Here is a 24,270-nt window from a genome sequence, read left to right as displayed (position 1 = left end):
GGCGGAGCTTCACAAAAACAGGAACTTTCTTCACCTGACCAGGAGACCTACGCTTGGGCAATAAAATTTCAGAACAACAGGTCCCCGGAATTGGTAACTACCATTAACAGCAAGTACGAACCTACCCGCATGGCTAAACGTAAAACCTCCTCAAACGCAGGTCCGGATGTCATTCTGATCGGTGCCGGCATCATGAGCGCAACGCTCGGTGTCCTGCTCAAGGAACTGCAACCCGATATAACCATTGATATTTACGAACGACTCGATGTGGCAGCCGCCGAAAGTTCCGATGCCTGGAACAATGCCGGCACCGGCCACTCCGCGTTCTGCGAACTCAACTATACCCCCGAACACCCCGACGGCTCCATCGAAACCGCCAAAGCCGTCAAGATTGCCGAATCCTTTGAGATTTCGAAGCAATTCTGGGCGTTTCTGGTGGAACAGGGATTCCTCAGCGACGCCAACTTCATCCGGCCGATTCCGCACATGAGTTTTGTGTGGGGCGACGCCAACGTCGAGTACCTCCGGAAGCGGTTCGAAGCGCTGATGCAGTCGCACCTCTTCCACGGCATGAAGTACACCGAAGACCCCGACCAGGTCGCCAACTGGGTGCCGCTGGTGATGGAAGGCCGCGAGCCCAGCCAGCGCGTAGCCGCTACCCGGATGGACATCGGCACAGACGTAAACTTTGGCGCCCTCACCCGCGCCATGTTCTACCAGTTGCAGCGCATGGAGGGCATCAACCTGTACTTTGCCCACGAGGTGCGGGATCTGTGGCGTTCCAAAAGTCAGGGGGGCTGGAAAATCCGGGTGGAGAACGTGACAACCGGAGATGTACGCGATGTACGGGCCGGGTTTCTCTTCATCGGGGCCGGTGGCGGTTCGCTGCGGCTGCTCGAGAAATCGGATATTCCTGAGAGCCGGGGCTACGGTGGTTTCCCCGTCAGCGGTCAATGGCTGAAATGCCTCAACCGCGACATCATCGAACGGCATCAGGCCAAGGTATACGGAAAAGCGGCCGTAGGGTCTCCTCCGATGTCGGTACCCCACCTCGATACACGCATGATCAACGGCAAGAAAGAACTGCTGTTTGGCCCGTACGCCGGCTTCTCGACCAAGTTCCTGAAGCATGGCTCGTACATGGACCTGCCGAAGTCGATCCAGATGACCAACATTGCCCCGATGCTGATGGCCGGTCTGCACAACGTACCGCTCACCCGCTATCTGATTCAGCAGGTGTTTCAGTCGCCCGACGACCGGCTATCGGCGCTGCGTGACTATTTCCCCAACGCCAGCATGGAGGATTGGGAGCTGGAAGTAGCCGGCCAGCGTGTGCAGGTCATCAAGAAAGACGAAGAAGAAGGGGGTGTTCTCGAATTCGGCACGGAGGTAGTCAGTGCCGCCGATGGGAGCATTGCCGCCCTACTGGGCGCGTCGCCCGGTGCGTCCACGGCGGTGTCTATTATGCTGGACCTGCTGAAGCGCTGTTTTCCCGAACAGATGCAGTCGGAACCCTGGCAGCGGAAGCTGAAGGAGATGATTCTGTCGTTCGGCAAATCCCTGGCGAAAGACGCCCAACTGACGCAGCAGGTTCGGGAGTATACCAGCCGGGTACTAGACTTGCCGAATATCGAACCTATTCCTGAAGTGACAAGGTGATGTAGACCGGAGTTGTATTCCGGTTTTTGCGGAGACCCGGAGTACAACTCCGGTCAACAAACATGAAAAGCTTAAAACCAATAAAAGGTGCCAACCGACAGAGCCGACGGCGGCTAGAGCTAAAAGATGAGTTGATGCTGGCCTTTGCCCCAACGGCTGTTGTCCTGGTAGTCTTTGCGTTTGTTGAAATTCTCAGCCGGCAACGGCTGCTGTTTGCGTCGCTGGCATCCAGCGCCTTCCTGATCTATCTCGACCCCGGACACGGCACCAACACCGTTCGGACACTGCTTATTTCGCAGATGACAGCCGCCATTATTGGGCTGGTCACCTTTGTCTTTCTCGGCCCCAGCTATCTGGCAGGAGGCTTAGCCATGATTCTGACGATTGTACTAATGATCGTTGCCGATGTGGTGCATCCGCCGGCCGTTGCCACCTCGCTGAGCTTTGCCTTTAAGGCCGGTAACGAAAACAACCTCATCCTGTTCGCTCTGGCGCTGGGTATTATCCTTGTACTGGTTCTGTTGCAGCGGTTTCTCCTGTGGCTGCTGACACGGCTGCGCCGGAAGTGAGTGTAAAACCGGAATTACATTCCAGGATACGGGGATATGTGTCTATTTGCTATATTCAGGTCCAAATAGACTTCGTATGACCTGCCGTTTACCACTTCTCTTTACACTTCTCTGCCTGATAGCCGGCCAGCTGACGTTCGGCCAATCCCCCACCGCCATTCTGAACGAACGCGAACGTGCCCGCGTGATCGATGAGATTCTGGAAGACCGCTTCACCAACCTGCTGCCGCAACTGATGCGCCGGGAAGGCATTGATATGTGGGTGATCATCTCCCGCGAATACAACGAAGACCCGGTGCTGAAAACCATGCTGCCGTCTACCTGGCTGTCGGCCCGCCGACGAACCATCATGGTCTTTTATGATAAAGGAGCCGGTACCGACGATGCCGATAAGGGAGTGGAAAAACTGGCCATTGCCCGGTACGATGTGGGTAATCTGCTGAAAGGAGCCTGGGACATCAACACAAAGCCCAATCAGTGGGAAGCGCTGGTGGATATGATTCGGGAGCGTAAGCCGAAAAAGATCGGTCTGAACTTCTCGACCAACTACGCCCATGCCGACGGCCTCTCCTTTACCGAACAGCGTGAATTCATGGAAAAACTGCCGGCCGACTACCAGAAACGCATTGTCTCGGCCGAACGGCTGGCCGTAGCCTGGCTGGAGACCCGCACCGAAAAGGAGATGGCGATTTACCCGCTCATCTGCCGGCTGTCGCACCAGATTATACAGGAAGGCTTTTCGGAGCAGGTCATCCAGCCCGGTGTTACGACGACCGACGACGTGGTCTGGTGGTTCCGGCAGCGCATCACCTACCTGGGCCTGGATACCTGGTTCCACCCCACCGTCGATATTCAGCGGGCCGATGCCGCCCGCTTCGACCACCTGCGCACCTTTGCCAAGCGACCATCCGGTGAAGTGATTATGCCCGGCGACCTGCTCCACGTCGACTTCGGCATCACCTACCTCCGCCTGAACACCGACCAGCAGCAGCACGCCTATGTTCTCCGACCGGGTGAAACAGACGTGCCGGAATCCATCCGGAAAGCCTTCCAGCAGGGCAACCGGCTACAGGACATCCTGACTGAACGCTTTCAGGCCGGCAAATCAGGTAATCAAATCCTGAAAGAAGCATTGGACCAGGCCAGGAAAGAAGGGATTCTGGGCACTATTTACACCCACCCCATTGGCGTACACGGCCACGCAGCCGGCCCGACCATTGGCATGTGGGATCAGCAGCAGGGCGTACCCGGCCCCGGCGATTACCCCTTGTTTGCCAACACCGCCTACTCCATCGAACTGAACGCAGCCGTGGAGATACCGGAATGGAAAAAGACCGTCCGCATCATGCTGGAAGAAGACGGCTATTTCGACGGCAGGCAGTTCCGCTATATCGACGGCCGGCAGACGGAGATCTACACCATTCCAAGAAAGTTGGGATATGTAAAGTAGGTGACCGGTTAGCCCGGTAACTGTTCCAATACATGCCGTTTGTATACCTTACCGATCCGGAGTTCCTTCCCGCCCACGCGCACCAGATCCTGGTCTACCCGTACGGCATGGGCGATGTTGACAATATGCGACCGGCTGATCCGGACAAACAGCCGCCTGGGCAACCGGGCCTTGGCTTCTTTCAAGGTCAGCCGGGTAATGTAGGTTTTCGTCTTCGTGAAAATCCTGAGGTAGTTTTCCAGACTTTCGATTGCACAGCAATTACGTGACAAAAGGCGTTTGTCACAGACCAAGTTTCCCGGTCACGAATCAGTTGCAGTCCCCCCGATTCTCCACCAATTTTGAATAAGGCTGCCGGGCAACAGACCCGGACCATTTCCAGAGAGCCACAGAATCCGGCAGCCGGTTTATATGGCCTTACTGCATAAACTGAACATCATTGTACACGTACTCTTTGGTACCATTGCCCTCTTAATTGGCTTGATTGCCTTAGTGAACCAGAACCGTCCGCGCCGGCACATCCGCTTTGGCCGGTATTTTCTGTACCTCCTGAGCGTGGTGGTCGGCACCGCTTTCCTGGGCACTTTCTTTTTCCGGTCTACGCCCTTCCTGCTTATGCTGACGCTTCTGAGCGGATACGGCGGTTACTCCGGTTACCGCACCGTACGGCGTCGGGAGCGCCCGGCGACGCCTTATGACATCGTGATTGCCGTTGGTGCGCTACTGACGGGCTTACTGTATCTGGCTTATGTGCAGCAAGCGGACAGCAACTGGTCACCGGCCGTTGTTTACCCCACGCTATCGGCGCTGGTACTGATCACCGGTTATGATCTCGTTAAGCATATCTGGCTATTTGACCGGCTAAAGACCTGGTGGCTGTACGAGCATATCTACAAGCTGTGTTCGGCCTACAATGCCATTGTCTCGGCCTTTACGGGTACGGTGCTTCCCCAGTTTAAACCTTACAGCCAGATACTGCCCACTGTTTTGTGTTTGTTGGTGATCGCCTACTTTATCCGGAAACGGGCAGTACGGCTTACACCTTAATCTCCCCTACCATATCCTCCGGCTTTACCCACTCGTCGAACTGCTCGGGCGTCAGGTAGCCGAGTTTCACGGCGGTCTCTTTCAGCGTTGAGCCTTCACGATGGGCGGTCTGAGCAATTTCGGCGGCTTTGTAGTAGCCGATTTTGGTGTTCAGCGCCGTTACCAGCATCAGCGAGTTGTTGACGTGCTTCGTGATGTTTTCCTCAATCGGGCGGATACCTTCGGCGCATTTGTCGTTGAAGGATACGCAGACATCGCCGATCAGGCGGGCCGAGTGCAGGAAGTTGTAAATCATCACCGGCTTGAACACGTTCAGCTCGAAGTGGCCCATTGCCCCTCCGACGTTGATGGCGACGTCGTTGCCGAATACCTGCGCGGCTACCATGGTCATGGCTTCGCACTGCGTCGGGTTTACCTTACCGGGCATGATGGACGAGCCCGGCTCGTTGTCCGGAATAAACAGTTCGCCGATACCCGCCCGCGGCCCCGACGCCAGCATCCGGATATCATTGCCGATCTTCATCAGGCTGGCCGCTACCGTTTTCAGGGCACCGTGGGCTTCCACAATCGCGTCGTGGGCGGCCAGGGCTTCAAACTTGTTCTCGGCCGTAACAAAGGGCAGGCCGGTCAGGTCGGCAATGTGCTTTGCGACATTCTCTGAATAACCTGGAGGGGTGTTGATGCCGGTTCCGACGGCTGTACCGCCCAGCGCCAGCTCCGACAGGTGCGCCAGGGTGTTGCGGATGGCCCGCAGGCCGTGATCGAGCTGCGACACGTAGCCCGAAAACTCCTGCCCTACCGTGAGCGGGGTAGCGTCCATGAAGTGCGTCCGGCCGATCTTTACCACATGGGCAAACTCCTTCGCCTTCTGGTCCAGCGTATGGCGCAGCTTCTCGATGCCCGGCATGGTTACCTCCGTCAGAATCTGGTAAGCCGCAATGTGCATGGCCGTGGGGAAGGTATCGTTGCTCGACTGCGACTTGTTTACATCATCGTTCGGGTGCAGAAACTTCTTCTCGTCGGTAAGCTGCCCACCCTGCAACACGTGGCCGCGATACGCCACCACTTCGTTGACGTTCATGTTCGACTGCGTACCCGAACCGGTCTGCCAGACCACCAGCGGAAACTGATCGTCCAGTTTGCCGTCCAGAATTTCGTCGCACACCCGGCCGATGAGGTCGGCTTTTTCCTGCGACAGTACGCCCGCGTCGAGGTTGGTGAGCGCGGCTGCTTTTTTGAGGTAGGCAAACGCCCGGATAATTTCGCGGGGCATTTTATTGATGTCCTGGGCAATTTTAAAGTTCTCGATGGAGCGCTGGGTCTGCGCACCCCAGTAAACGTGGGCCGGCACCTGCACCTGGCCCATCGTGTCTTTTTCTATGCGGTAATCCATTGTGGTTTGAGGTTTAACGTTTGAGGGTAGGTGGTATTCCACTGCAATGGTCGTATATGACCGGCCATCCTCATTTTGAACACAAAGTTGGAATTGGCCGCAAAGGTAGGACACGCCTTGTTTTTTCCCATGCCGAAAGCCGGTTTGTTTCTGTGGAGCGGTGTTTGCACCCCAGGCGGAAGCGAATGCCCGGCCGTTAACGAATCTACACATGGTCAGATTTGATTTCCAGCGACGAAAATCCGTATTTGGGGTTACAAAGCCCGTATGCCTGTATGAGTGACCTGGCAATCCGCCTGATTAAGGAAAACAAACAGACCCGCTCCCCTTTTCTGGACCTCGGCAACTGCGGCCTCACCACCCTGCCCGATGACCTGTTTGACTGTACCTGGCTCGAAACCCTGATAGTAAGCAACAGTTATTGGGATCCGTCTGAACGCACCTGGATTGACAGTCAGAATAAAGGAAGGCGAAACAGCCTCACCAGTATCTCATCGGCCATTTCATCGTTAAAAAACCTTAAGGAGTTGAGAATCGGAGGAGAGTATGCAGATAGCTGGCAAATCAGCGATTACAGCTTTCTGGAGCCTCTCACCCAACTCCAGTCTTTAGATCTGAGCTACAATCAAATCAATGATATCTGTTTTCTAGAACCCTTGACCCAACTCCAACGCTTATACCTGCGCGACAGTCAAATCAGCGATATCCGCCTTCTGGAGCCCCTGACCCAACTCCAGGCCTTATACCTGAGCTACAATCAAATCAGCGAAATTTCTGAGCAATTTGTCACAGGTCTGTCCAGGCTTGGTGAATTGTACCTGCACGGCAATCCAATCCGGAATATTCCTAAGGAAATTTTTGATAAACCCTATGAAAATGTATTACAGGACGTCCGGGATTATTTTGCCTCGCTCAGGAAAGGAGCCGTCCGGAACGATGAGGTGAAACTGATTGTACTGGGCAATACCACCGCCGGCAAAACCTCCCTCACTCAATTTTTACAGGAAGGCAGCTACGAACCGGCCCAAAACTCTACCCACGGCATATCGCTGAAACGCTGGCCGGTTTCGGAGACCGACCCGGTCCTGCGGGTCAATATCTGGGATTTTGGCGGTCAGGAATACTACCACGCCACCCACCGCCTGTTTCTGGACGATCATGCCGTGTACCTGGTGGTCTGGGAAGCCGAAACCAACGAACAGGCCGAGATAGAAACCGATATTTACCTGGCCGGGCAACCGTACCGGCTCATGCTGGATCACTTCCCCTATAGCTACTGGCTGGAGAGCATCCGCTACTACGCCCCCGACAGTACCGTGCTGCTCGTACAGACCAAGACCGATAAGCATACGCCCCTGCCGGTGCCGGATGTATATTTTAAGCCACCTTACAACGTGCTATCGCCCGCGTATGGGCTAAGCGTAAAGCAGGCCATCGAGTGTATAGAAAATTACAACAAAGCGCCCTGGCTTGCCTACAGAACCTTTCAGGCCAGGCTCATCGAAACGCTTCAGCACGATGCGGCCAGGTATGCCCTGGGGGCTAAATGGGTTGAGATACGCGACGAAGTCCGTAAACTTCCGTCTGCTAATCGCTGGATGAGCTATTCAGATTTTGAAAACTTCTGCCGTCATATCGACCCTACAATCGAAATGGCCGGCCTGCTAACTTATCTGGGAGGAGCCGCCAGCACCATTCTGTATGTCAACAATAGTCCATTATTAGCCGATAAAGTTTTCCTGAACCCGCAGTGGGTCAGCGATACGGTTTATGCTATTCTGAGTTACGACATTCAGGAAACGAATAAAGGCGAGTTTACCCGCACCCACGTTGAGCAGGTGCTGACCGAAAAAGGCATGGCCGCGCTGACGGATACCTTTCTGGAGCTAATGAAAGCCCACCGGTTTGAGCTGATCTTTGAGAAACCCAATACGCCTGATACCTATATAGCCCCGCAGTACCTGCCGGCCAACTACCCGGATGCCAATGGGCTTCGAATGTTAACGCCAAAGCCGGAAGAAAGTATCGGATTTACGCTGCACTATCCGCGCTTTATGCCCAAAAGCGTTTTTCTGCGGTTTATGGTGCGGTACGGCAATCTGGCCCAGGATGTGTACTGGAAATACGGTTTGGTACTGGACAAACAGGGCGTACGCATCGTAGCGGAGTGCCACTTTACATCCCGCCGGATCAGCGTCACGCTGGAGAACAAACCAGCGGCCAGACGACTCGCCCGCGAACTGTTTGATGCACTCTGGCAGCTGAGCGATCAGAAACCGGAAATTGAAGTTTCAGTCAATGGAACCGGGTTTGTTGAGATTGGGGCGTTACAGGATAGCCTGGGGCACGTCCCTAAAATCAAGTCAAAACAAGGCAGTTGGCTATCGGTCAGCGATTTCAGCTTTTTGTTTGACAAAGACATACCTGCCCTTGAAACACCTCCCATTGTTATGCCTGAACCTGAAAAAAAGAAGCCCGAAATATTCTTCTCCTACGCCTGGGGCGACGACCGCGAAACCGGCGAAAGCCGGGAGAAGATAGTAGATGCGCTGTACGAGAGCTTAAAGTCTAACGGCTACAAGGTCAAGCGAGATAAGATGGATTTAGGGTACAAAGGTCTTATTTCGGAATTTATGGACCGCATTGGTAAAGGCGATATTATTGTGGTAGCACTCAGCGACAAGTATCTTAAGTCCTCTTATTGTATGTTTGATCTCTATGAAGCCTTTCGCAATTCCAGGCTTGAAAAAGCAGCATTTGTAGAACGTATATATCCAATTCAGGTAGAAAGGCTAGACTTTTCTCCTAAAGGCCGAACCCAATATCGCGAACATTGGAAACAGCAGAAGGCAGAGTGGGATGAATACGTTCGTAATTACGCCGAAGATATTTCAGCCAAAGAAAAAGCAGAGCATGAACGGATAAAATCAATAGCTGCCAACCTAGGTGACTTGTTTGAGATTTTGAATGATATTAATGCACTTACCATGCAGTTGCTCTCCGAAAATGACTTTGCCGAAATCAAAAAGGCTATTGATGAGCGTATGCAGTCGCTGACCTAATCCTGTTAACCGTACCCGAAAACCTCAACCCATATGCGGCACGTAAGATTAGAGCAACTCGTAGATATATTAGGAGGAGAACAACGGATAGGAAGGCCGATCAGGCATGATTTCGATTTGTTAGCGGTAAATAGAGATGGACTGCCCACGGCATCGGCAATTTTTCTTCAGAAGCGTTTTGGCTTTACCAACCGGACTATGAGCCGGATGCTGGGTATTTCAGAAAGTACCTTTCAGCGTCGGATACAGGCAAACGGGCGGTTGACACCGAAGGAGTCTGAGAAAGTTATTGCCTTAGCGGAAGTCTACGTAAGAGGTATGGCCGTGTATGAATCTGAAGAGGATTTTCGGTTTTGGCTCTTGGCCAGTATACCCGCCCTGGGCGGCCGAAAACCCATCATGCTGCTTGACTCTACAATAGGCCGATCATTCGTTCTGGACATTCTGGGCCGAATCCAGCACGGCATCTTCTCGTAAGGAGTTGAAAAATGCCCAATCAGGCAGTTTCTCCGGCACCTTTCCCCAAAATACCCTACCTTTGCGCCACAACTTTAGGGGTGTCAGTGCCGTGGCCTGACTGAGATTAGACCCTCAGAACCTGATGCAGTTTGTACTGCCGTAGGAAAAAGTTAGCCGGATCGGCCTGCTTTAGATGCCCTCTTTTCTCCCCTAAGGTTGCTGTTCGTTTTACCTAACCGCCCAACAGCAACATGTCGCCATCAGCTCAGTCGATCTGGAAGGATGTGGAGCAAATCCGCTCCCAGGCTCCTTTAATACAAAACATTACCAACTTCGTGGTCATGAACAACACCGCCAACGCGCTCCTGGCGCTGGGCGCTTCGCCTGCCATGGTTCACGCGCCCGACGAGGTTGAAGATTTCATTGCCATTGCCAGTGCCCTGGTCGTCAACATCGGTACGCTGGACCCCAATTTTGTGACCGGTATGCGGCTGGCGATGAAACGGGCTAAGCTGCTGAAAAAGCCCATAGTATTCGACCCGGTTGGCGTAGGGGCTACCCCCTACCGGAACCAGGTGAGCCGGGCGCTGCTGGACCTGGCCGCTCCCACCATTATCCGGGGCAATGCCTCCGAAATTATGGCGCTGGCCGGGCTGAACGCGCAAACCAAAGGAGTCGACAGCACGCATGGTTCCGAAGCGGCACTGGACAGCGCCCGCCAACTGAGCCGGCATTTCGGCGGTGTGGTGGTTATCAGCGGGGCCGACGATTACGTGGTTTACCAGGACCGCGTCGCGGTCATCGGCAATGGCCATCCGCTGATGACAAAGGTAACCGGCATGGGCTGCACCGCCACGGCGCTTATCGGGGCATTTGTCGCCGTTAATCCCGATGCCTTTCAGGCGGCAGTGCACGGCATGTGCGTCATGGGTATAGCCGGTGAACTGGCCGCCCGGAAAACGCCGTCACCGGGTAGCCTCCAGGTTTCTTTCCTGGATACCCTCTACCAGCTCACCGCCGACCAAATCCAGAAAACCGTTAAACTTACGAACCAGTGAACCAATGAACCGACTCTACCTGGTAACCGACGCCGACATCTGCCGGCAGGCCGGCCATACCCTGCCCTACGTGGTAGAAGAAGCCTGCCGGGCGGGGGTGCGCTGGGTGCAGTTGCGGGAAAAAAACCTGTCGACCCGGCAGTTTCTGGAAACAGGCGCGGCCGTTAAACGCATTACGCAGGCATACGGAGCCAGGCTGATTATCAACGACCGCGTCGACGTGGCTATGGCCCTGGATACCGATGGGGTTCATATCGGGCAGGACGATATGCCGTATGAAGTGGTGCGCTCGCTGGTAGGCAACGAAAAAATAATCGGGTTGTCCGTCAACAACCTGACTGAACTACAGACGGCCTGCGATCTCAATGTTGATTACCTGGGCGTGGCTACGGTATTCCCAACCGGCACCAAGCAGGATACCGCCAGTTTGCTGGGTATAGAAACGCTGGGCGTGATCTGCGGCCGGACCAACCGGCCAACGTTTGCCATCGGCGGCATCAGCGCCGGCAATGTACAGGATGTGATTCGGGCCGGGGCAACGGGTGTGGCGGTGGTGTCGGCCATTTGCGGCCATCCCTCCCCCTACGACGCTAGCCGCCGGTTGATTGACCTAATTGAAGAAGCCTTATGAAAACATACGCCAGAGCCTTAACCATTGCCGGCTCCGACAGCGGAGGAGGTGCCGGTATTCAGGCAGATCTTAAGACCTTTGCGGCCCTCGGCTGCTACGGCATGTCGGTGCTGACCGCCCTAACCGCGCAAAATACCCGCACTGTTACGGCCATTCATGCCGTTCCAGCAGATTTTGTGGTGGAGCAGTTGAACGCGGTACTGAGCGACATCGGTACCGACGCCGTTAAAATCGGCATGTTGCACGCCCCCGACATAATCATGGCCGTGGCCCGGACTTTAAACGACTTTGGTGTCCAAACTATCGTCCTCGACCCGGTCATGGTAGCCAAGAGTGGCGATAAGCTGCTGCAGGACGAAGCCGTGGCCGCTCTGAAAACATACCTGTTGCCTATGGCTACCGTGATTACGCCCAATCTGCCGGAAACGAGCGTGTTGCTGGGCCGGGCCGTAGAAACAGCCGCGGACATGCCACAAGCAGCCGCCGATCTGGCGCAGCTTTGCCCCGGTGCCATCCTGATCAAAGGGGGCCACCTGGCTACCGCCGATAGCACCGACCTGCTGTATATCTCCCCCACCGAACAGCATCAGTTCCGGACAGAGCGCATTCAGACTGGCAATTCGCACGGGACAGGCTGCACCCTGTCGGCGGCAATTGCGGCCGGTTTAGCCAAAGGTCTGCCGGTGGTAGAGGCTGTTTCGGCGGCCAAAATGTACCTGACCAGTGCGTTGCAGACGGGGGCGGTGTATACGCTGGGGCACGGGCACGGTCCGGTTCACCATTTTTATCAATATTGGCAGTAACCCACCACAGCTATGCGTTTTACCGAACAACTCTGGCAACAGATTACGCCCATCTATGAGGCCATTCTCGCCCACGGTTTTGTCAGGGAATTAACAACGGGCAGCCTGCCAGCGGAGAAGTTTCAATACTATATCCAGCAGGATGCTCTTTACCTCACCGACTTCAGCAGGGCCCTGGCGCAATTAGCCAGTAAATCGCACCAGCCGGACGACATCCTGGCCTTGACAGAGTTTGCCGCCAACGCGATCCGGGTGGAGCGCATTCTGCACGAAAGTTACTTTGCCGGCTTCGGCATCAGCGCCGGGGCGCAAAAAATGCCCGCCTGTTTCGCCTACACGAATTTTCTGCTGACGGCTACGGCTCATGAGTCGCCGGCGGTGGGGGCGGCTGCGGTATTGCCCTGTTTCTGGATTTACCGGGAAGTCGGGAAGTTTATTTACGCGAAAGCAGCCAGCCCCAATCCGTATCAGTCGTGGATCGACACCTACGCGGGCGACGCCTTCGATCAGGTCGTCAGCCAGATGCTGAACCTGACCGACCAATTAGCGGATGGGGCAAGTACTAAGGAAAAAGAAAAAATGGCGGAAGCGTTCCGGCAATCGAGCCGGCTGGAGTGGTATTTCTGGAACGACGCCTATATCCTGCACCGTTGGCAGGTGTAGGCCCTAGCCAGAAAAAAGCCCCGGCAGTGCATCTGCCGGGGCTTCGAATAAAACAACACTTATAAAACAGCAGCAGCAGGTACAGTGTTCCTGTTTCGAAAAATAAGTGTATAATTTTTCAAAATACTTGCCTAAAGTCAGCATTTTTCCGGAAAATCAGGATTTTTCTAACTTTTTGGGCAAATTCCGGATCAGAAACGCAGAGTCAGGCAAAATCAGGAAAATCCAACTCTGCCGGCTGTTCCAATAAAAAAGCCCCGGCGGAGATTGACCGGGGCGCTGGCACGACAGAATTACTCCTATAACGGAATACATTATGTTTTATTGTGCATGATGAAAAAAGGCAAGGGTATTTTTTACAATTTTTTATTGCTTTCTGGTCTTCGGAGTTCTCGCTTTCCCCGTAGTTTTACACCCTCAACCGAGCTTATACGTTCATGCCGTTTCTTGTACTTGATTTGGAGATGACCGGTCCGGAACCGGACTGGAACGAAATTATTCAGATTGGTGGCGTTTTATTCGATGATGACTGGAGCGAGAAGGGTCGCTACCTGACCAACGTTTATCCCGAAAACGAAGAAGCCTTCTCCCTTTATTCGGAAAAAGTACACAACCTCTCTCTCAAAGAGCTGGAGGATGCTCCCATGATCTACGATGTGCTGCCGGAGTTGGAAGACTGGATTCTGGAAAAGCTGAACATCCGCGTACCGGCGGGACAGTCCGATAAAACGCCTTACCTGAAAAATGTGATTATCTGCGGGCAGAGTGTCATCAACGACATCAACTTCCTGCGCGAAGCCTACCGTCTGGAGAAACAGAAATGGCCCTACTCCCGTACGCTGCTGGATACGCACACACTGGGCTATTTTGTTTTCCGCATTCTGAAGCAGAACGGCAAACCCGTTCCACGTGGCCTAAGCCTGAAAGACATTGCCGGCTATTTTGGCCTGGAGCGCGAAGACGACTTTCATAACGCCCTGGAAGATGCGGTGCTGACAGCCCACTGTTTTAAGGAAATTTTCAAACTGGCGCATCAATTTAAGGTACTCAGCTAGTACCGCTATGCATCCCGTCGTCCAAACAATTTGTAAAGCGGTCGTGTGGCCGCTTTTTATCTTTGTTGTAAGCTGCCATGTTGCGCTGGCAACTGCGCAGGCTCCTGATTTGCTGGTCTTTCAGGGTGATACGTTGTTGCTATTCGCTAATCCGCTGGAAAGTCATCCGGATAGAGAGCAAATACACCGACAATTACCGGCTCAATGGAAAGCCTGTTGGTCAACGGCCTGCTGGCGCGGCTATCAGGCAGTTTGGCTACTGGAGAACGACCACCTTTATCTGATCGAAATTCGTAGCTGCTGTTCCTCAGGGGACCACCGGAAAGCTGACTTAAACGCCTTGTTTGGCAGACAAGTGGTAAGCCACCGCGTTTTAGGAGATTGGGTAACGAACACGCTGCTCTGCCCGATCGGTAAGCTGTTGTATTATGTTCATGAGGACTACCTGTCGGTGTATGAACAGGAGTTGAGCTTTACCGTCAATGCCGGCCGGCTGCTAAATCTGACGCGGTATGACAACCGCCGGACAATTGTTTCACCGCTTCTTGAGAATGCCAGGGAATTGAGCCACTTTCTCTGCCGGCAAACCAATTGGCAAACGCTCGGGGCAGCTCTGAAAAGCGGTGAAGTCCGAAAAGTGGTTATCGCGGTTGATCCCTATAGCCTGGGTCGGCCGGCTCATATTGAGGTACTGAAAGCTGACGGCGACCTGTTTACCAGCGAAGCGCTGCGCCTGATTAAACTGATTCCTATCTGGACTGCCGTCTACCGCCGGGGCCGGTATGCGCCAAACCGATACATGGTGCCGGTGGTGTTTTCGAAAGAAAAGCGAGAAAGCTGTCGTTAAATCGGCTCCCGCTGCCTACAGCCGCAGCCCCTGCTTCACCGCCGGCCAGTCCAGTTCCCGGACCTCGCCGGGCTGCATACCAGCAGCTGTTAGCTTCTCAATGGCCCATCGCACCAGCCGGAGCGTGGGGAAACCCACGGCCGCCGTCATTTTGCGTACCTGCCGGTTTTTGCCTTCCTGTAACGTAATGGATACCCAGGTGGTGGGAATGTTGGCCCGGTAACGGATGGGTGGATTTCGCTCCGGCAGCCCCGGCTCCGGTATAACCCTGACCTGGGCCGGTAAGGTCGTATACGGCTTTCCGTCGACGGTAATGGTCACTCCCTGGCTTAATTGCCGGATGGCTTCGTCGGTTATCTGACCGTCGACCTGCACGTAATAGGTGCGCTGGTGCCGGAACTTCGGGTTCAGGAGTCGGTGGTTAAGCTGTTTGTCATTGGTCAGCAGCAGCAGGCCCTCGCTGTCGCTGTCGAGCCGGCCGACGGGGTAAATGTCTTTCTCAAAGGGGAAGTCCAAATCAGCCAGCGTTGGTTTGTCACCCTCCTTTGAAAACTGCGAAAGCGTCAGGTAGGGCTTATAGATCAGGAAGTAGCAGTACGGAGACGATTTCAACGATTCAGCAAACGAAGGTCAAACGTAAAGCCCGGCAGCACCTCTTCGCCGGATAACGTGGTTTCAAATGATTCGCGGATTTCTACCGACTGGCCCTGCCGGTAAATATAGACTTTCTGTTCCTTCCGGTCGATGAGCCAGCCCAGCCGGCAGCCATTTTCGCGGTACTCGGCCATTTTCTCCTGCAGGTATTTCAGATCATCACTGGCCGAGCGCAGTTCAATCACAAAGTCCGGGCAAATGGGGGCAAACTTCTCCTGCTGTTCGTCGGGTATGGCCTCCCACCGTTCTTTAGCAATCCAGGCGGCATCCGGTGAACGGGTAGCGCCGTTAGGCAGGTTAAAACCCGTTGATGAGTCGAAGGCATAGCCTAAGCCATGATATTTATTCCATGCGTACAATTCACCGCTCAGGGTGATGTTACGAAGTCCTGTTTTTGATCCGGTGGGTGCCACAATGATGATATTGCCGTTTTTATCCCGTTCGAACTCCATAGGATCGTTGGCCCGACAGAACGCAAAGAATTCGTCATCGGTCATTGAATCAAGTTTCTTCAGAACCAACGGAAAGTCGAGTAACATAGCTGGCTGTGCTTTTTGTAAAGATAACAGTTTACGCTAGACATTCAGTTCTACCCAGACGGGGCAATGATCGGAGTGAACGGCGAAGCGGTGGTGGCCGGCATCGGCAACAGCGTTTTTCAGGTTTTCCGTCACCGACACATAATCGATGCGCCAGCCCCGGTTGCTACTGCGCATACCAGCCCGGTAACTCCACCAGCTGTACTCCACCTCAGTGGGGTGTTTGTACCGGAAGGCATCGACAAAGCCGTTGCTGAACCACTGCGTCATCCAGGCCCGCTCTTCGGGCAGGAAACCAGTGGTGTTTTTGTTTCGTACCGGGTCATGAATGTCCCGCTCGGTATGGGCAATGTTGTAATCACCGACGACGATCAGCTTCGGCCGGGATTGGCGCAGGTCGTCGATAAAGCGGGTGAAATCGTCCAGAAACCGCATCTTCACCGCCTGCCTGACTTCGCCGGTCGTGCCCGACGGAAAATAGCAGTTCAGCAGGGTCCAGTCGCCGAAGTCGGTGCGGAGGATACGGCCTTCGCAGTCGTATTCCTGAATGCCGCAACCCAGCACAACCTTATCGGGTTTGATTTTGGAGAAGGTAGCCACTCCGCTGTAGCCCTTCTTGACGGCCGAGTGCCAGTGGTAATGGTAGCCGAGTTCCTCAAAAGCGGTCAGGCTGACCACATCTTCGGTGGCTTTTACTTCCTGGAAGCACAGAATATCGGTGGGGTTTTCGGCCAGCCACTCCAGCAGGCCTTTGCTGATCGCCGAACGGATGCCGTTGACGTTATAGGTGAGGATACGCAATTTGCTTAACTTTCTGGTTTATCCTGATCTTTATTCCGGGCAGCAATAATCTCATCAATCATAATAAGATCGCTCAGATCCTTATTACGTCGGGCTAAAATCTTGGTTTCCCGAAGATCATTGTATAGAGAAAATAGACCTGTTGTCCTCCTGCCATTGTAAAAGCGTTGGCTCTTTGTCGACAACCATAATAATTCAACCGCCGATGTACACTTGTGAGAATATCTATTTGGCAGTCGAGCCTAATTATTTGAGGCTGAGTAAAATCTGCATTAGCTAAACCGATTAAGTCATCTTCGTCAAAATCGATTTCCAGCAGGGTTTTGATCAGTCTATCTCTGTTTTCATTAGTTGGCTCCATCCAGACATCAGCGACCTGAGTGTAGCGAATTCCGCCATTTAAAATAAGCGCTAACCCGCCAATCAGGATGTAGCTTACCTGGTGCCTGGCCGCTGCTTCCACAAACCTTATGAATTCATCTACATCCATGACGGCGTTTCTATAACTATTCTTGCTGCTCGTTTCGCCGGCTGCTTTTTGAAGATTTGGTTATGCATTTTCTTCATCCTCAGCAGAGCCTTCCAGCACTGTTCGGGCGTTAAAGCGGCATTCTCCCGGACCTGTGCTTCATGTGGACCATTCAGATCATCGTAGAATACAATTCGTTTTTTCTTTTCCATAACTGAAACCTATGGTTAAGCCTGCGAAATATAATTCTAAAACGCAAAATGGGCGCAGATTGTCCGCGCCCATTCCCTGTTTATAGGCATATTGTGTGTTAAGGATTCGCCTTCCGATCGGCCCGTCCGGAGTGTTCTTCGTACTTCACATCTTCGAAGGCGACATCAACCCTGGTATGATCGATCGCTCCAGGCCGCTGCCTGTCGGTGAACATGAAGATGAACAGCAGCAGCACCACCCCGGCAATACCGGCCGGCACCATCCAGACCGAGGTCCAGTCGATCTTGCCGTCGGCACCGGTGTACATATCAGCTACCAAACCCGACATTTTGGAACCAATACCCATTCCGATCCCATAGGTAGCCAGCGTAATCAGCCCTTGGGCCGACGATTTAATCTTTTCGCCGGCTTTATTGTCCGTATAGATCTGGCCGGTTACGAAAAAGAAGTCGTAGCAGACGCCATGAAGGATGATGGCAATGTACAGCATCCATTCGCTGGTACTGGCATCACCGAACCCAAACAGGACAAACCGGACAATCCAGGCAATCAACCCGACAATGAGCATCTTCTTAACCCCAAGCCGTACATACGCCAATGGAATCAGCAGCATAAAAATAACCTCAGAGGCCTGACCCAGCGACATCTTGTTTTCTACATTTGTCATGCCTGAATCCGTCAACGACGGATTAGCCATAGCGTAGTAGAATGACAGGGGAATACAGATCAGCACCGACGACAGAAAGAAAATGGCAAACGACCTGTCTTTGAACAGCTTGAACGCATCCAGCCCCAGAATCTGCGAAAAGGTTGCCCCGCCGGTTTGTTTTGGCGGGGTGTTGGGCAGGAAGAACGAGAACACACCCAGGGCCAGGGCCGAGAACATCGCAATCTGGAAAACAGTCACCTTATCGCCAACATTCATGAAACCGACAATGTTGGTCACTACAATCCACGAGATGGTACCCAGCACCCTAATACCCGGGAACTCCTTTTCGGGGCTGGTCATCTGCTGCAGCGCAATGGAGGCCGTCAGGGCCAGCGTTGGAGCAAAGGTGATGCAGTACGCCAGAATCAGCCAGAAGAACGTATCCGGGTCTTTCTCCTGAATCAGAAAATACAGTACGCCAGCTCCCAGCAAATTCAGGATACCCAGGACTTTCTGAGCGGCAAAGTATCGATCCGCAATCATACCCACAAAAAAGGGAGCCACGATCATGGCGAGGGAAAAGGCCGTATAGGCATTTCCCACCTGATCGCCGGTGGCCCCCAACTGGGTAAACATGTATTTACTCATCTGCCCATACCAGGCTCCCCATACGAAGAACTGGAGGAACATCATCATTGACAACTGTACGCGGGTGGTCAGGTTCATTTTGGATTTAGGGTTTATTCCGCCAATTTCATTAATTCATTCAACTTGAGCAATGCTTCAATCGGGGTTAGCCGGTTTACGTCGATATTTCGCAATTTTTCTTTAATCGCTTCTGCTCTTGGATCTCCAACTTCCAGGATTTTCAGGGCCAGTTCGCTCTGGCGGGGTGCCTCGCGGATCTTCTCTTTATTGGTCTCGCGAATCGACGACGACTCCAGTTTGTGCATGATCTCGCTGGCCCGACTCACGATACCGGGCGGCATACCGGCCATCTGAGCAACGTGGATACCAAAGCTGTGCTCGCTGCCGCCCTCTTTAAGCTTACGGACGAAGATCACCTTATTGCCGACCTCCTTTACCGCCACATTGTAGTTCTTGATGCGCGGAAAATCATTGGCCAGGTCATTTAGTTCGTGGTAATGGGTAGCAAACAGCGTTTTGGCCCGCGCCTGCGGATGTTCGTGCAAAAACTCGGCAATAGACCAGGCAATGGATACCCCATCGTAGGTGCTGGTCCCCCGGCCAATTTCGTCCATCAGTACCAGACTCCGGTCGCTGAGGTTGTTCAGGATGCTGGCCGTCTCGGTCATTTCGACCATGAACGTCGACTCGCCCCGCGAGAGATTGTCGGAAGCCCCGACCCGCGTAAAAATTTTGTCGATCAGCCCGATCTCCGCCGACGAAGCCGGCACAAAACTGCCCGACTGCGCCATCAGCACGATCAGGGCCGTTTGCCGCAGCAGCGCCGACTTTCCGGCCATGTTAGGCCCGGTGATGATGATGATCTGCTGCGTCTCATCGTCCAGGTGAATATCGTTGGGTATATACGGCTCCCCGGGCGGCAGTTGCTGCTCTATGACCGGATGCCGTCCATCCTTTATGTTCAGCACTTTGCTGTCGGTAATGTCCGGCCGCACATATTTGTTTTTGATAGCAATCCGCGCAAAGGACGACAGCACATCCAGAATCGACACCACGCGGGCGTTCTGCTGAATGGCCCCCACATACTCACCGGCCGCCAGCACCAGCTCATTGAACATCCGGGCTTCGATGCTGAAAATCTGCTCTTCGGCGTTCAGGATCTTTTCTTCGTACTCCTTCAGTTCCGGCGTCACGTAGCGCTCGGCATTTACCAGCGTCTGCTTCCGGATCCAGTCGGCCGGCACGCGGTCTTTATGGGCGTTGGTCACTTCGAGGTAGTAGCCGAACACTTTGTTGTAGGCCACCTTCAGCGACGAAATACCTGTTTGCTGAATTTCCCGGTTCTGGAGCTGCACCAGATAATCCTTGCCCGTATACGCAATGGCGTGCAGTTCGTCCAGCTCGGTATTAATTCCGCTCTTGATCATGCCCCCCTGGTTTGACAGGGCCGGCGGATCGTCGCGCAGTTCGCTCTCGATGCGGTCGAGCAGAAAGGTAACAGGGTTCAACTGATCGGCGTACTTACGCAGCGAGGGCGAGTCGGGTTTCTGGCTAAGGGCTGTCAGCAGCATTTCCTTCACGGGCAGAATGTGCTGCAGCGATTTCTTGAGCTGAACCATTTCACGGGGACTGATCCGGCGGACGGCTACCTTGGAGATCAGGCGTTCGAGGTCGCCGATCTGCTTCAGGTGCTGCACCAGCGTATCCAGCATATCCGCATCATCTTTCAGCAGATCCACCATATTCAGCCGCTCCTCAATCAGCGATTTTTCCTTGAGCGGCAGCATCAGCCACTTACGCATCAGCCGGGCCCCCATCGGCGTTACCGATTGGTCCAGGATCTGGATCAGCGGTACGCCCCCCTCCTGCGACGACGCCACCAGTTCGAGGTTCCGGATGGTGAAGCGGTCGAGCCAGACGTAGCGGTCCTCTTCCAGCCGCGTGATGCGCGAAATATGCTGGAGGTCTTTATGCTCAGTTTCGTTGAGGTAGTGCAGAATAACGCCGGCCGCGATGATGCCCTCGGGCATCCCTTCAATGCCGAAGCCTTTCAGCGAAGTAGTCTGGAAATGCTGTTTCAGGAAGTTGTAGCCAAAATCATAGGTAAACGCCCAGTCTTCGAGCGAGTAGGTATGAAATTTATCGCCGGACGCGGAGCTTCCGAACAGGGCCGTAAACTCCTGCCGGTTGCGCTTGCAATACAGCACCTCCGACGGGTTGAAGCTCTGCAGCAGTTTATCGACATAAGCCGCATTGCCCTGCGCCGTCAGAAATTCACCCGTTGAAACATCCAGGAAGGCTACGCCAAACTGATCGTCTTTGGCAAAATGAATGGCGGCCAGGTAATTGTTACGCCGGGTATCCAGAACATTATCGTTAAAGGAAACCCCCGGTGTCACCAGTTCGGTTACGCCCCGGCGCACGATTCCCTTGGCCATAGCCGGGTCTTCCAGTTGGTCGCATATAGCTACCCGTTCGCCGGCGCGGACGAGCTTGGGCAGGTAGGTATCCAGAGAGTGGTGCGGGAAGCCGGCCAGTTCCGTTTCGCCGGTGCCGCCATTGTTGCGTTTGGTAAGCACAATGCCCAGTATCTTACTGGCTTTCACGGCATCCTCGCCGAAGGTTTCATAGAAGTCACCCACCCGGAACAGCAGCATGGCGCCGGGATATTTTGCTTTAATCTGGTTATATTGCCGGTTCAGGGGCGTTTCGGCACCCTTCTTCAAAGGCTTTTCTTTAGTGGACGTATTCACAAAAAGAAGCAGGTATATTTTAACAAATATATCGTTTTTCAGGCGATTTGCCTTATTTTTCCCGTCGTTAAGCCCTAAATCCATTTACAAACCTGTGGAAACGTCCTCCAATTCCGTTCTGCTGAAAGCGTCATTTAACCCCCTCATCCGATCGTATCTGCTGCTGTACGTGGCCTTCTTCATGCTTATCTCAGTGGTCGGGATTGTGCTACTGCCGATCTGGCTGCTAGGAGTAGGTCAATGGTGGAGCCGCCACTATTTCCAGTTGCTGGAGTGTGAGCTATCGGAGCGGTCGCTCCGTTTCAAAAAAGGCATTATTGTGCAGACGGAGAAGACCATTCCGCTCGAAAACATTCAGGATGTTACATTTGTGGAAGGGCCGCTGCTGAAATACTTTGATCTCTGTATTCTGAAGTTCGAAACGGCGGGCCAAAGTCAGGGACAAGCACATGATATGCAGCTCATCGGGATTATGGATGCCCAGACTTTCCGGAACCGCATCATCGAACAGCGGCAGAGGCTAATGTCGACCCGGTATGGGCAAACGCAGGCAACTAATGTCACCGAGCAGGCTTTACTTTCTGAAATTCGGGATTCCCTACGCGCTATTGAACGACTACTGGCTCAGACTATCGAGCAGGGTAAACCGTTGTAACACCAGGGATTTGGTCATCTGCGGATAGGTTAGGTTGTATGGCAGAACAAACTTTCCTCCTTAATCGACTTCAGGAAGATTCTCGATGTCCCGCAAATCCTGTGGGCGCCCGACTGCCTTCTTATTTCGGATAAGATCAGGTAAGCTGATGAATTTCACCGCAACACCCTGAAGCGTTAATTCAAGATGGTTGCGGAAACAATCATCGAACGTAATTCCAGGCGTAAAATTCATCAGATCAATATAACCATCATAACGGCTGAATGATAGATAACTTGGTATACGGGTGAAGTCAGACTCTTCAAATTCACCATTGGTATACCCATATCGCTCCATGACCCGCAACAATCGTCTGGCATTCTCCTGGTCGGCAGCAATAAAAATGTCAACGTCGCCCGTCGTCCGCAGGTAGCCATGCGCAATAACGGCATGGCCGCCCAAAACAACATACCTAACGCCTTCCTCGTTCAGCAGGCGAACGAAGTTTAAGTATTCGATTTCCATCAGTCAGCGGGGGATTGTTCGGATTAGCCCTGTACAGGGCCTTAGCATAAAGAATTAATTCTAAGGCTGCGTCGAGCCGCTCCTGAGGTGTTTTTGACCACCAGTATTCTTTATCATACTGATGAATATCGGATGGTGTAGCTGATTTGCGGATATAGCTCATCGCCTGTTAAAATAACTTACCGGCACCATAGGTACCGATATTTTACGCAGTTTTGGGCGGAAAATTACCCTATGGACCAAGTTATTCAGAAATGCCAAGAAAAGTAAGTCTTGAGGAATTAAACCGCCTGTCGGTCGATCAGTTTAAAGAAGCCCCCAAATACCCGTTTTGCCTGATTTTGGACAATGTTCGGAGTCTCAACAACGTGGGCTCGGTGTTTCGCACCGCCGATGCCTTCCGGGCCGAAAAGGTTTATCTTTGCGGAATTACCGGCACGCCCCCCCACCGTGATATTACCAAAACCGCCCTCGGAGCCACGGAATCGGTAAGCTGGGCATATGCCCCCAATGTGGAAACCCTGGCACAAGAATTGAAGCAGACTGGCTGGATCATTGCCGCCGTGGAGCAGGCCGAAGGGAGTGTGAGCCTCGATACCTTTCAGCCTGATCCGCATTGCCGCTATGCGTTTGTGTTCGGCAACGAGGTAACCGGAGTTAATCAGACCCTTGTTGAACAAGCCGATGTGGTGCTGGAAATCCCCCAGTTCGGGACAAAACACTCCCTGAACATCGCCGTCAGCGCCGGTATTGTTTGCTGGGATTATCTGGCAAAACGTAACAAAAGCTTACCATAGGCTTTTTGATTCTCCTTCTTTTTTTGTATTCCTTTGTAGATTTTTTTTCTCTCAAACCAACACGATTATGAAGGCCAAAAAAAAGTCGCTTACTGCCGAAATTGCCGGTACGATTGAAGCAAAGTTAAGCGAAGCGGGTGAACAGTCTAAAAAGGTAAAAAAAGCAATTACTAAATCGGCGAGCCGCCTGGCCGATGAAATTCTGAGTATTTTCGGCAAAGAAGAAAAGAAGAAGAAAAAGCAGTCGGCAAAAGCCGAGAAAAAGGTGGAAAAGAAGACCCAAAAAGCCGCTAAAAAACAAGAGAACAATCAAATTAAAGCGGATAAAAGCACAAAGTCGGCGGCTAAAGAAAAAGCAACCATCGAACAGGAAACCAAACCAGCGGCTGCTGCCAAAACAGAAACATCGGCCCCTAAACAGTCATCCGGTAACCGGGCTGCCAAATCAACTACTTCAGCAACAAACCGACGCAGCACGTCCAAAACAGCCGCCAGGCCGCAGAATACGTCTTCGGCCGACAAATCATCAGCAAACGGTAACGGCACTCCTACCAAATCGGAAACGACAACCGCCGACTAATCCGGATAAACGGCTACGCAACCCTGAAAAGCCCGTTTTGAACGGGCTTTTTTATATCTGCCGAAGAAATCCGGGGGCGGCCTTCAAAATCCCTCGGTGTACTAGCCGGCTGTCTCCGGCAATTAACCAGTAACACCATCAGTCCCAGACAAACAAGTAAACGATATATCATAGCGTTAGGAGTTGATCAGCACGCATAAGAACAGGAATACGTTGATCAATAGCGGCTAATGTACTCACAAATCTGCCTATCGCAACGGCTAAAAACAAGGCCACTGCCATAAACAGTGGCCCGTAGAGGGTTTAGGATAA

25 protein-coding genes and 1 riboswitch are annotated in these 24,270 nt (G+C 53.1%); of the genes, 15 read left to right on the top strand and 10 right to left on the bottom strand.

Going from position 1 to position 24,270, the window contains the following annotated elements; genetic code table 11:
* The first annotated feature begins 129 nt into the window (after nt 1-129).
* From ABD931_RS02205 to ABD931_RS02195, 3 genes are all read left to right on the top strand, one after another.
* Nucleotides 130-1,659 carry a malate:quinone oxidoreductase gene (locus tag ABD931_RS02205; protein ID WP_345263497.1) on the top strand — a complete coding sequence of 510 codons (1,530 nt, stop codon included), beginning with the start codon at nt 130-132 and terminating at the stop codon, nt 1,657-1,659.
* A 62-nt stretch (nt 1,660-1,721) separates the two neighbouring features.
* A complete protein-coding gene (locus ABD931_RS02200) occupies nt 1,722-2,228 on the top strand; it encodes an HPP family protein (RefSeq protein ID WP_345263495.1) in 507 nt (168 codons plus the stop codon).
* Between the two features lie 76 nt (nt 2,229-2,304).
* Entirely contained in the window at nt 2,305-3,678 is a 1,374-nt protein-coding gene (locus ABD931_RS02195) for a M24 family metallopeptidase (protein WP_345263493.1), read from the top strand.
* Between the two features lie 8 nt (nt 3,679-3,686).
* Here the strand turns inward: ABD931_RS02195 and ABD931_RS02190 are convergent, their stop codons facing one another.
* Nucleotides 3,687-3,950 carry a LytR/AlgR family response regulator transcription factor gene (locus ABD931_RS02190; protein ID WP_345263491.1) on the bottom strand — a complete coding sequence of 88 codons (264 nt, stop codon included), beginning with the start codon at nt 3,948-3,950 and terminating at the stop codon, nt 3,687-3,689.
* Nucleotides 3,951-4,089: 139 nt separating this feature from the next.
* Between ABD931_RS02190 and ABD931_RS02185 the strand changes: the two genes are divergently transcribed.
* Nucleotides 4,090-4,725, top strand: coding sequence for a hypothetical protein (locus ABD931_RS02185; RefSeq protein WP_345263489.1), 636 nt, complete (start codon nt 4,090-4,092; stop codon nt 4,723-4,725).
* Here ABD931_RS02185 and fumC read toward each other — a convergent pair.
* Entirely contained in the window at nt 4,715-6,118 is a 1,404-nt protein-coding gene (gene fumC, locus ABD931_RS02180; protein ID WP_345263487.1) for a class II fumarate hydratase, read from the bottom strand. The genes ABD931_RS02185 and fumC overlap by 11 nt on opposite strands.
* A gap of 275 nt (nt 6,119-6,393) precedes the next feature.
* Here fumC and ABD931_RS02175 point away from each other — a divergent pair, with 275 nt between their 5' ends.
* From ABD931_RS02175 to ABD931_RS02140, 8 genes are all read left to right on the top strand, one after another.
* Nucleotides 6,394-9,180 carry a COR domain-containing protein gene (locus tag ABD931_RS02175; RefSeq protein WP_345263485.1) on the top strand — a complete coding sequence of 929 codons (2,787 nt, stop codon included), beginning with the start codon at nt 6,394-6,396 and terminating at the stop codon, nt 9,178-9,180.
* 33 nt (nt 9,181-9,213) lie between these two features.
* Nucleotides 9,214-9,657, top strand: a complete 444-nt coding sequence (locus ABD931_RS02170) for an Xre family toxin-antitoxin system antitoxin (RefSeq protein WP_345263483.1) — start codon at nt 9,214-9,216, stop codon at nt 9,655-9,657.
* Between the two features lie 66 nt (nt 9,658-9,723).
* Nucleotides 9,724-9,822, top strand: a riboswitch (TPP riboswitch).
* Nucleotides 9,823-9,890: 68 nt separating this feature from the next.
* Nucleotides 9,891-10,697: a hydroxyethylthiazole kinase gene (gene thiM, locus ABD931_RS02165; protein ID WP_345263481.1), complete on the top strand. Its 807-nt coding sequence runs from the start codon at nt 9,891-9,893 to the stop codon at nt 10,695-10,697.
* A gap of 4 nt (nt 10,698-10,701) precedes the next feature.
* Complete coding sequence (thiE, locus tag ABD931_RS02160; protein WP_345263479.1) at nt 10,702-11,328, top strand: thiamine phosphate synthase; 627 nt, start codon at nt 10,702-10,704, stop codon at nt 11,326-11,328.
* A complete protein-coding gene (gene thiD, locus ABD931_RS02155; RefSeq protein WP_345263477.1) occupies nt 11,325-12,131 on the top strand; it encodes a bifunctional hydroxymethylpyrimidine kinase/phosphomethylpyrimidine kinase in 807 nt (268 codons plus the stop codon). Before thiE ends, thiD begins: the two co-directional genes overlap by 4 nt.
* A 12-nt stretch (nt 12,132-12,143) precedes the next feature.
* Entirely contained in the window at nt 12,144-12,794 is a 651-nt protein-coding gene (tenA, locus tag ABD931_RS02150) for a thiaminase II (RefSeq protein ID WP_345263475.1), read from the top strand.
* A gap of 437 nt (nt 12,795-13,231) precedes the next feature.
* Nucleotides 13,232-13,849, top strand: a complete 618-nt coding sequence (locus ABD931_RS02145) for a 3'-5' exonuclease (RefSeq protein WP_345263473.1) — start codon at nt 13,232-13,234, stop codon at nt 13,847-13,849.
* A 43-nt stretch (nt 13,850-13,892) separates the two neighbouring features.
* On the top strand, nt 13,893-14,696 hold the full coding sequence (locus ABD931_RS02140; protein ID WP_345263471.1) for a hypothetical protein: 804 nt from the start codon (nt 13,893-13,895) through the stop codon (nt 14,694-14,696).
* Nucleotides 14,697-14,711: 15 nt separating this feature from the next.
* Here ABD931_RS02140 and ABD931_RS02135 read toward each other — a convergent pair whose 3' ends face one another.
* The 7 genes from ABD931_RS02135 to mutS all read right to left on the bottom strand — a co-directional run bounded on the left by ABD931_RS02135 (nt 14,712) and on the right by mutS (nt 21,422).
* Nucleotides 14,712-15,308 (bottom strand): pseudouridine synthase, encoded by a 597-nt coding sequence (locus tag ABD931_RS02135; RefSeq protein WP_345263469.1) that lies wholly within the window; start codon nt 15,306-15,308, stop codon nt 14,712-14,714.
* Nucleotides 15,305-15,889, bottom strand: a complete 585-nt coding sequence (locus ABD931_RS02130; RefSeq protein ID WP_345263467.1) for a Uma2 family endonuclease — start codon at nt 15,887-15,889, stop codon at nt 15,305-15,307. Before ABD931_RS02130 ends, ABD931_RS02135 begins: the two co-directional genes overlap by 4 nt.
* 36 nt (nt 15,890-15,925) lie before the next feature.
* Nucleotides 15,926-16,690, bottom strand: a complete 765-nt coding sequence (locus ABD931_RS02125; protein WP_345263465.1) for an exodeoxyribonuclease III — start codon at nt 16,688-16,690, stop codon at nt 15,926-15,928.
* A gap of 94 nt (nt 16,691-16,784) precedes the next feature.
* On the bottom strand, nt 16,785-17,180 hold the full coding sequence (locus ABD931_RS02120; protein ID WP_345263463.1) for a hypothetical protein: 396 nt from the start codon (nt 17,178-17,180) through the stop codon (nt 16,785-16,787).
* Entirely contained in the window at nt 17,171-17,371 is a 201-nt protein-coding gene (locus ABD931_RS02115) for a hypothetical protein (protein ID WP_345263461.1), read from the bottom strand. The genes ABD931_RS02120 and ABD931_RS02115 overlap by 10 nt, the downstream gene beginning before the upstream one ends.
* 98 nt (nt 17,372-17,469) lie before the next feature.
* Nucleotides 17,470-18,747 (bottom strand): nucleoside permease, encoded by a 1,278-nt coding sequence (locus ABD931_RS02110; RefSeq protein WP_345263458.1) that lies wholly within the window; start codon nt 18,745-18,747, stop codon nt 17,470-17,472.
* A gap of 14 nt (nt 18,748-18,761) precedes the next feature.
* Nucleotides 18,762-21,422: a DNA mismatch repair protein MutS gene (gene mutS / locus ABD931_RS02105; protein ID WP_345263456.1), complete on the bottom strand. Its 2,661-nt coding sequence runs from the start codon at nt 21,420-21,422 to the stop codon at nt 18,762-18,764.
* Nucleotides 21,423-21,516: 94 nt separating this feature from the next.
* Between mutS and ABD931_RS02100 the strand changes: the two genes are divergently transcribed.
* The gene (locus ABD931_RS02100; RefSeq protein ID WP_345263454.1) at nt 21,517-22,077 is read left to right on the top strand and encodes a PH domain-containing protein; all 561 of its coding nucleotides are present in this window, start codon (nt 21,517-21,519) and stop codon (nt 22,075-22,077) included.
* Between the two features lie 60 nt (nt 22,078-22,137).
* On the opposite strand, the gene ABD931_RS02095 is transcribed toward ABD931_RS02100, so the two are convergent.
* Nucleotides 22,138-22,581, bottom strand: coding sequence for a nucleotidyltransferase (locus tag ABD931_RS02095; RefSeq protein ID WP_345263452.1), 444 nt, complete (start codon nt 22,579-22,581; stop codon nt 22,138-22,140).
* Between the two features lie 254 nt (nt 22,582-22,835).
* Here ABD931_RS02095 and ABD931_RS02090 point away from each other — a divergent pair, with 254 nt between their 5' ends.
* Nucleotides 22,836-23,378, top strand: a complete 543-nt coding sequence (locus tag ABD931_RS02090; protein WP_345263450.1) for an RNA methyltransferase — start codon at nt 22,836-22,838, stop codon at nt 23,376-23,378.
* Complete coding sequence (locus tag ABD931_RS02085) at nt 23,332-23,958, top strand: hypothetical protein (protein ID WP_345263448.1); 627 nt, start codon at nt 23,332-23,334, stop codon at nt 23,956-23,958. The genes ABD931_RS02090 and ABD931_RS02085 overlap by 47 nt, the downstream gene beginning before the upstream one ends.
* Nucleotides 23,959-24,270: the final 312 nt, after the last annotated feature.

The organism is Nibrella viscosa (assembly GCF_039541875.1).
In the GTDB taxonomy this organism is placed as follows: Bacteria; Bacteroidota; Bacteroidia; order Cytophagales; family Spirosomataceae; genus Nibrella; species Nibrella viscosa.
The sequence above is the reverse complement of the archived record's forward strand: the minus strand, read 5'-3'. Positions and strand labels throughout refer to the sequence as shown.

Bases quoted from the DNA above. Each gene is read 5' to 3' on its own strand.
- ABD931_RS02205 (WP_345263497.1), top strand. From the start codon at position 130: ATGGCTAAACGTAAAACCTCCTCAAACGCAGGTCCGGATGTCATTCTG.
- ABD931_RS02200 (WP_345263495.1), top strand. From the start codon at position 1,722: ATGAAAAGCTTAAAACCAATAAAAGGTGCCAACCGACAGAGCCGACGG.
- ABD931_RS02195 (WP_345263493.1), top strand. From the start codon at position 2,305: ATGACCTGCCGTTTACCACTTCTCTTTACACTTCTCTGCCTGATAGCC.
- ABD931_RS02185 (WP_345263489.1), top strand. From the start codon at position 4,090: ATGGCCTTACTGCATAAACTGAACATCATTGTACACGTACTCTTTGGT.
- fumC (WP_345263487.1), bottom strand. From the start codon at position 6,118: ATGGATTACCGCATAGAAAAAGACACGATGGGCCAGGTGCAGGTGCCG.
- ABD931_RS02175 (WP_345263485.1), top strand. From the start codon at position 6,394: ATGAGTGACCTGGCAATCCGCCTGATTAAGGAAAACAAACAGACCCGC.
- ABD931_RS02170 (WP_345263483.1), top strand. From the start codon at position 9,214: ATGCGGCACGTAAGATTAGAGCAACTCGTAGATATATTAGGAGGAGAA.
- thiM (WP_345263481.1), top strand. From the start codon at position 9,891: ATGTCGCCATCAGCTCAGTCGATCTGGAAGGATGTGGAGCAAATCCGC.
- thiE (WP_345263479.1), top strand. From the start codon at position 10,702: ATGAACCGACTCTACCTGGTAACCGACGCCGACATCTGCCGGCAGGCC.
- thiD (WP_345263477.1), top strand. From the start codon at position 11,325: ATGAAAACATACGCCAGAGCCTTAACCATTGCCGGCTCCGACAGCGGA.
- tenA (WP_345263475.1), top strand. From the start codon at position 12,144: ATGCGTTTTACCGAACAACTCTGGCAACAGATTACGCCCATCTATGAG.
- ABD931_RS02145 (WP_345263473.1), top strand. From the start codon at position 13,232: ATGCCGTTTCTTGTACTTGATTTGGAGATGACCGGTCCGGAACCGGAC.
- ABD931_RS02130 (WP_345263467.1), bottom strand. From the start codon at position 15,889: ATGTTACTCGACTTTCCGTTGGTTCTGAAGAAACTTGATTCAATGACC.
- ABD931_RS02120 (WP_345263463.1), bottom strand. From the start codon at position 17,180: ATGGATGTAGATGAATTCATAAGGTTTGTGGAAGCAGCGGCCAGGCAC.
- ABD931_RS02115 (WP_345263461.1), bottom strand. From the start codon at position 17,371: ATGGAAAAGAAAAAACGAATTGTATTCTACGATGATCTGAATGGTCCA.
- ABD931_RS02110 (WP_345263458.1), bottom strand. From the start codon at position 18,747: ATGAACCTGACCACCCGCGTACAGTTGTCAATGATGATGTTCCTCCAG.
- ABD931_RS02095 (WP_345263452.1), bottom strand. From the start codon at position 22,581: ATGGAAATCGAATACTTAAACTTCGTTCGCCTGCTGAACGAGGAAGGC.
- ABD931_RS02090 (WP_345263450.1), top strand. From the start codon at position 22,836: ATGCCAAGAAAAGTAAGTCTTGAGGAATTAAACCGCCTGTCGGTCGAT.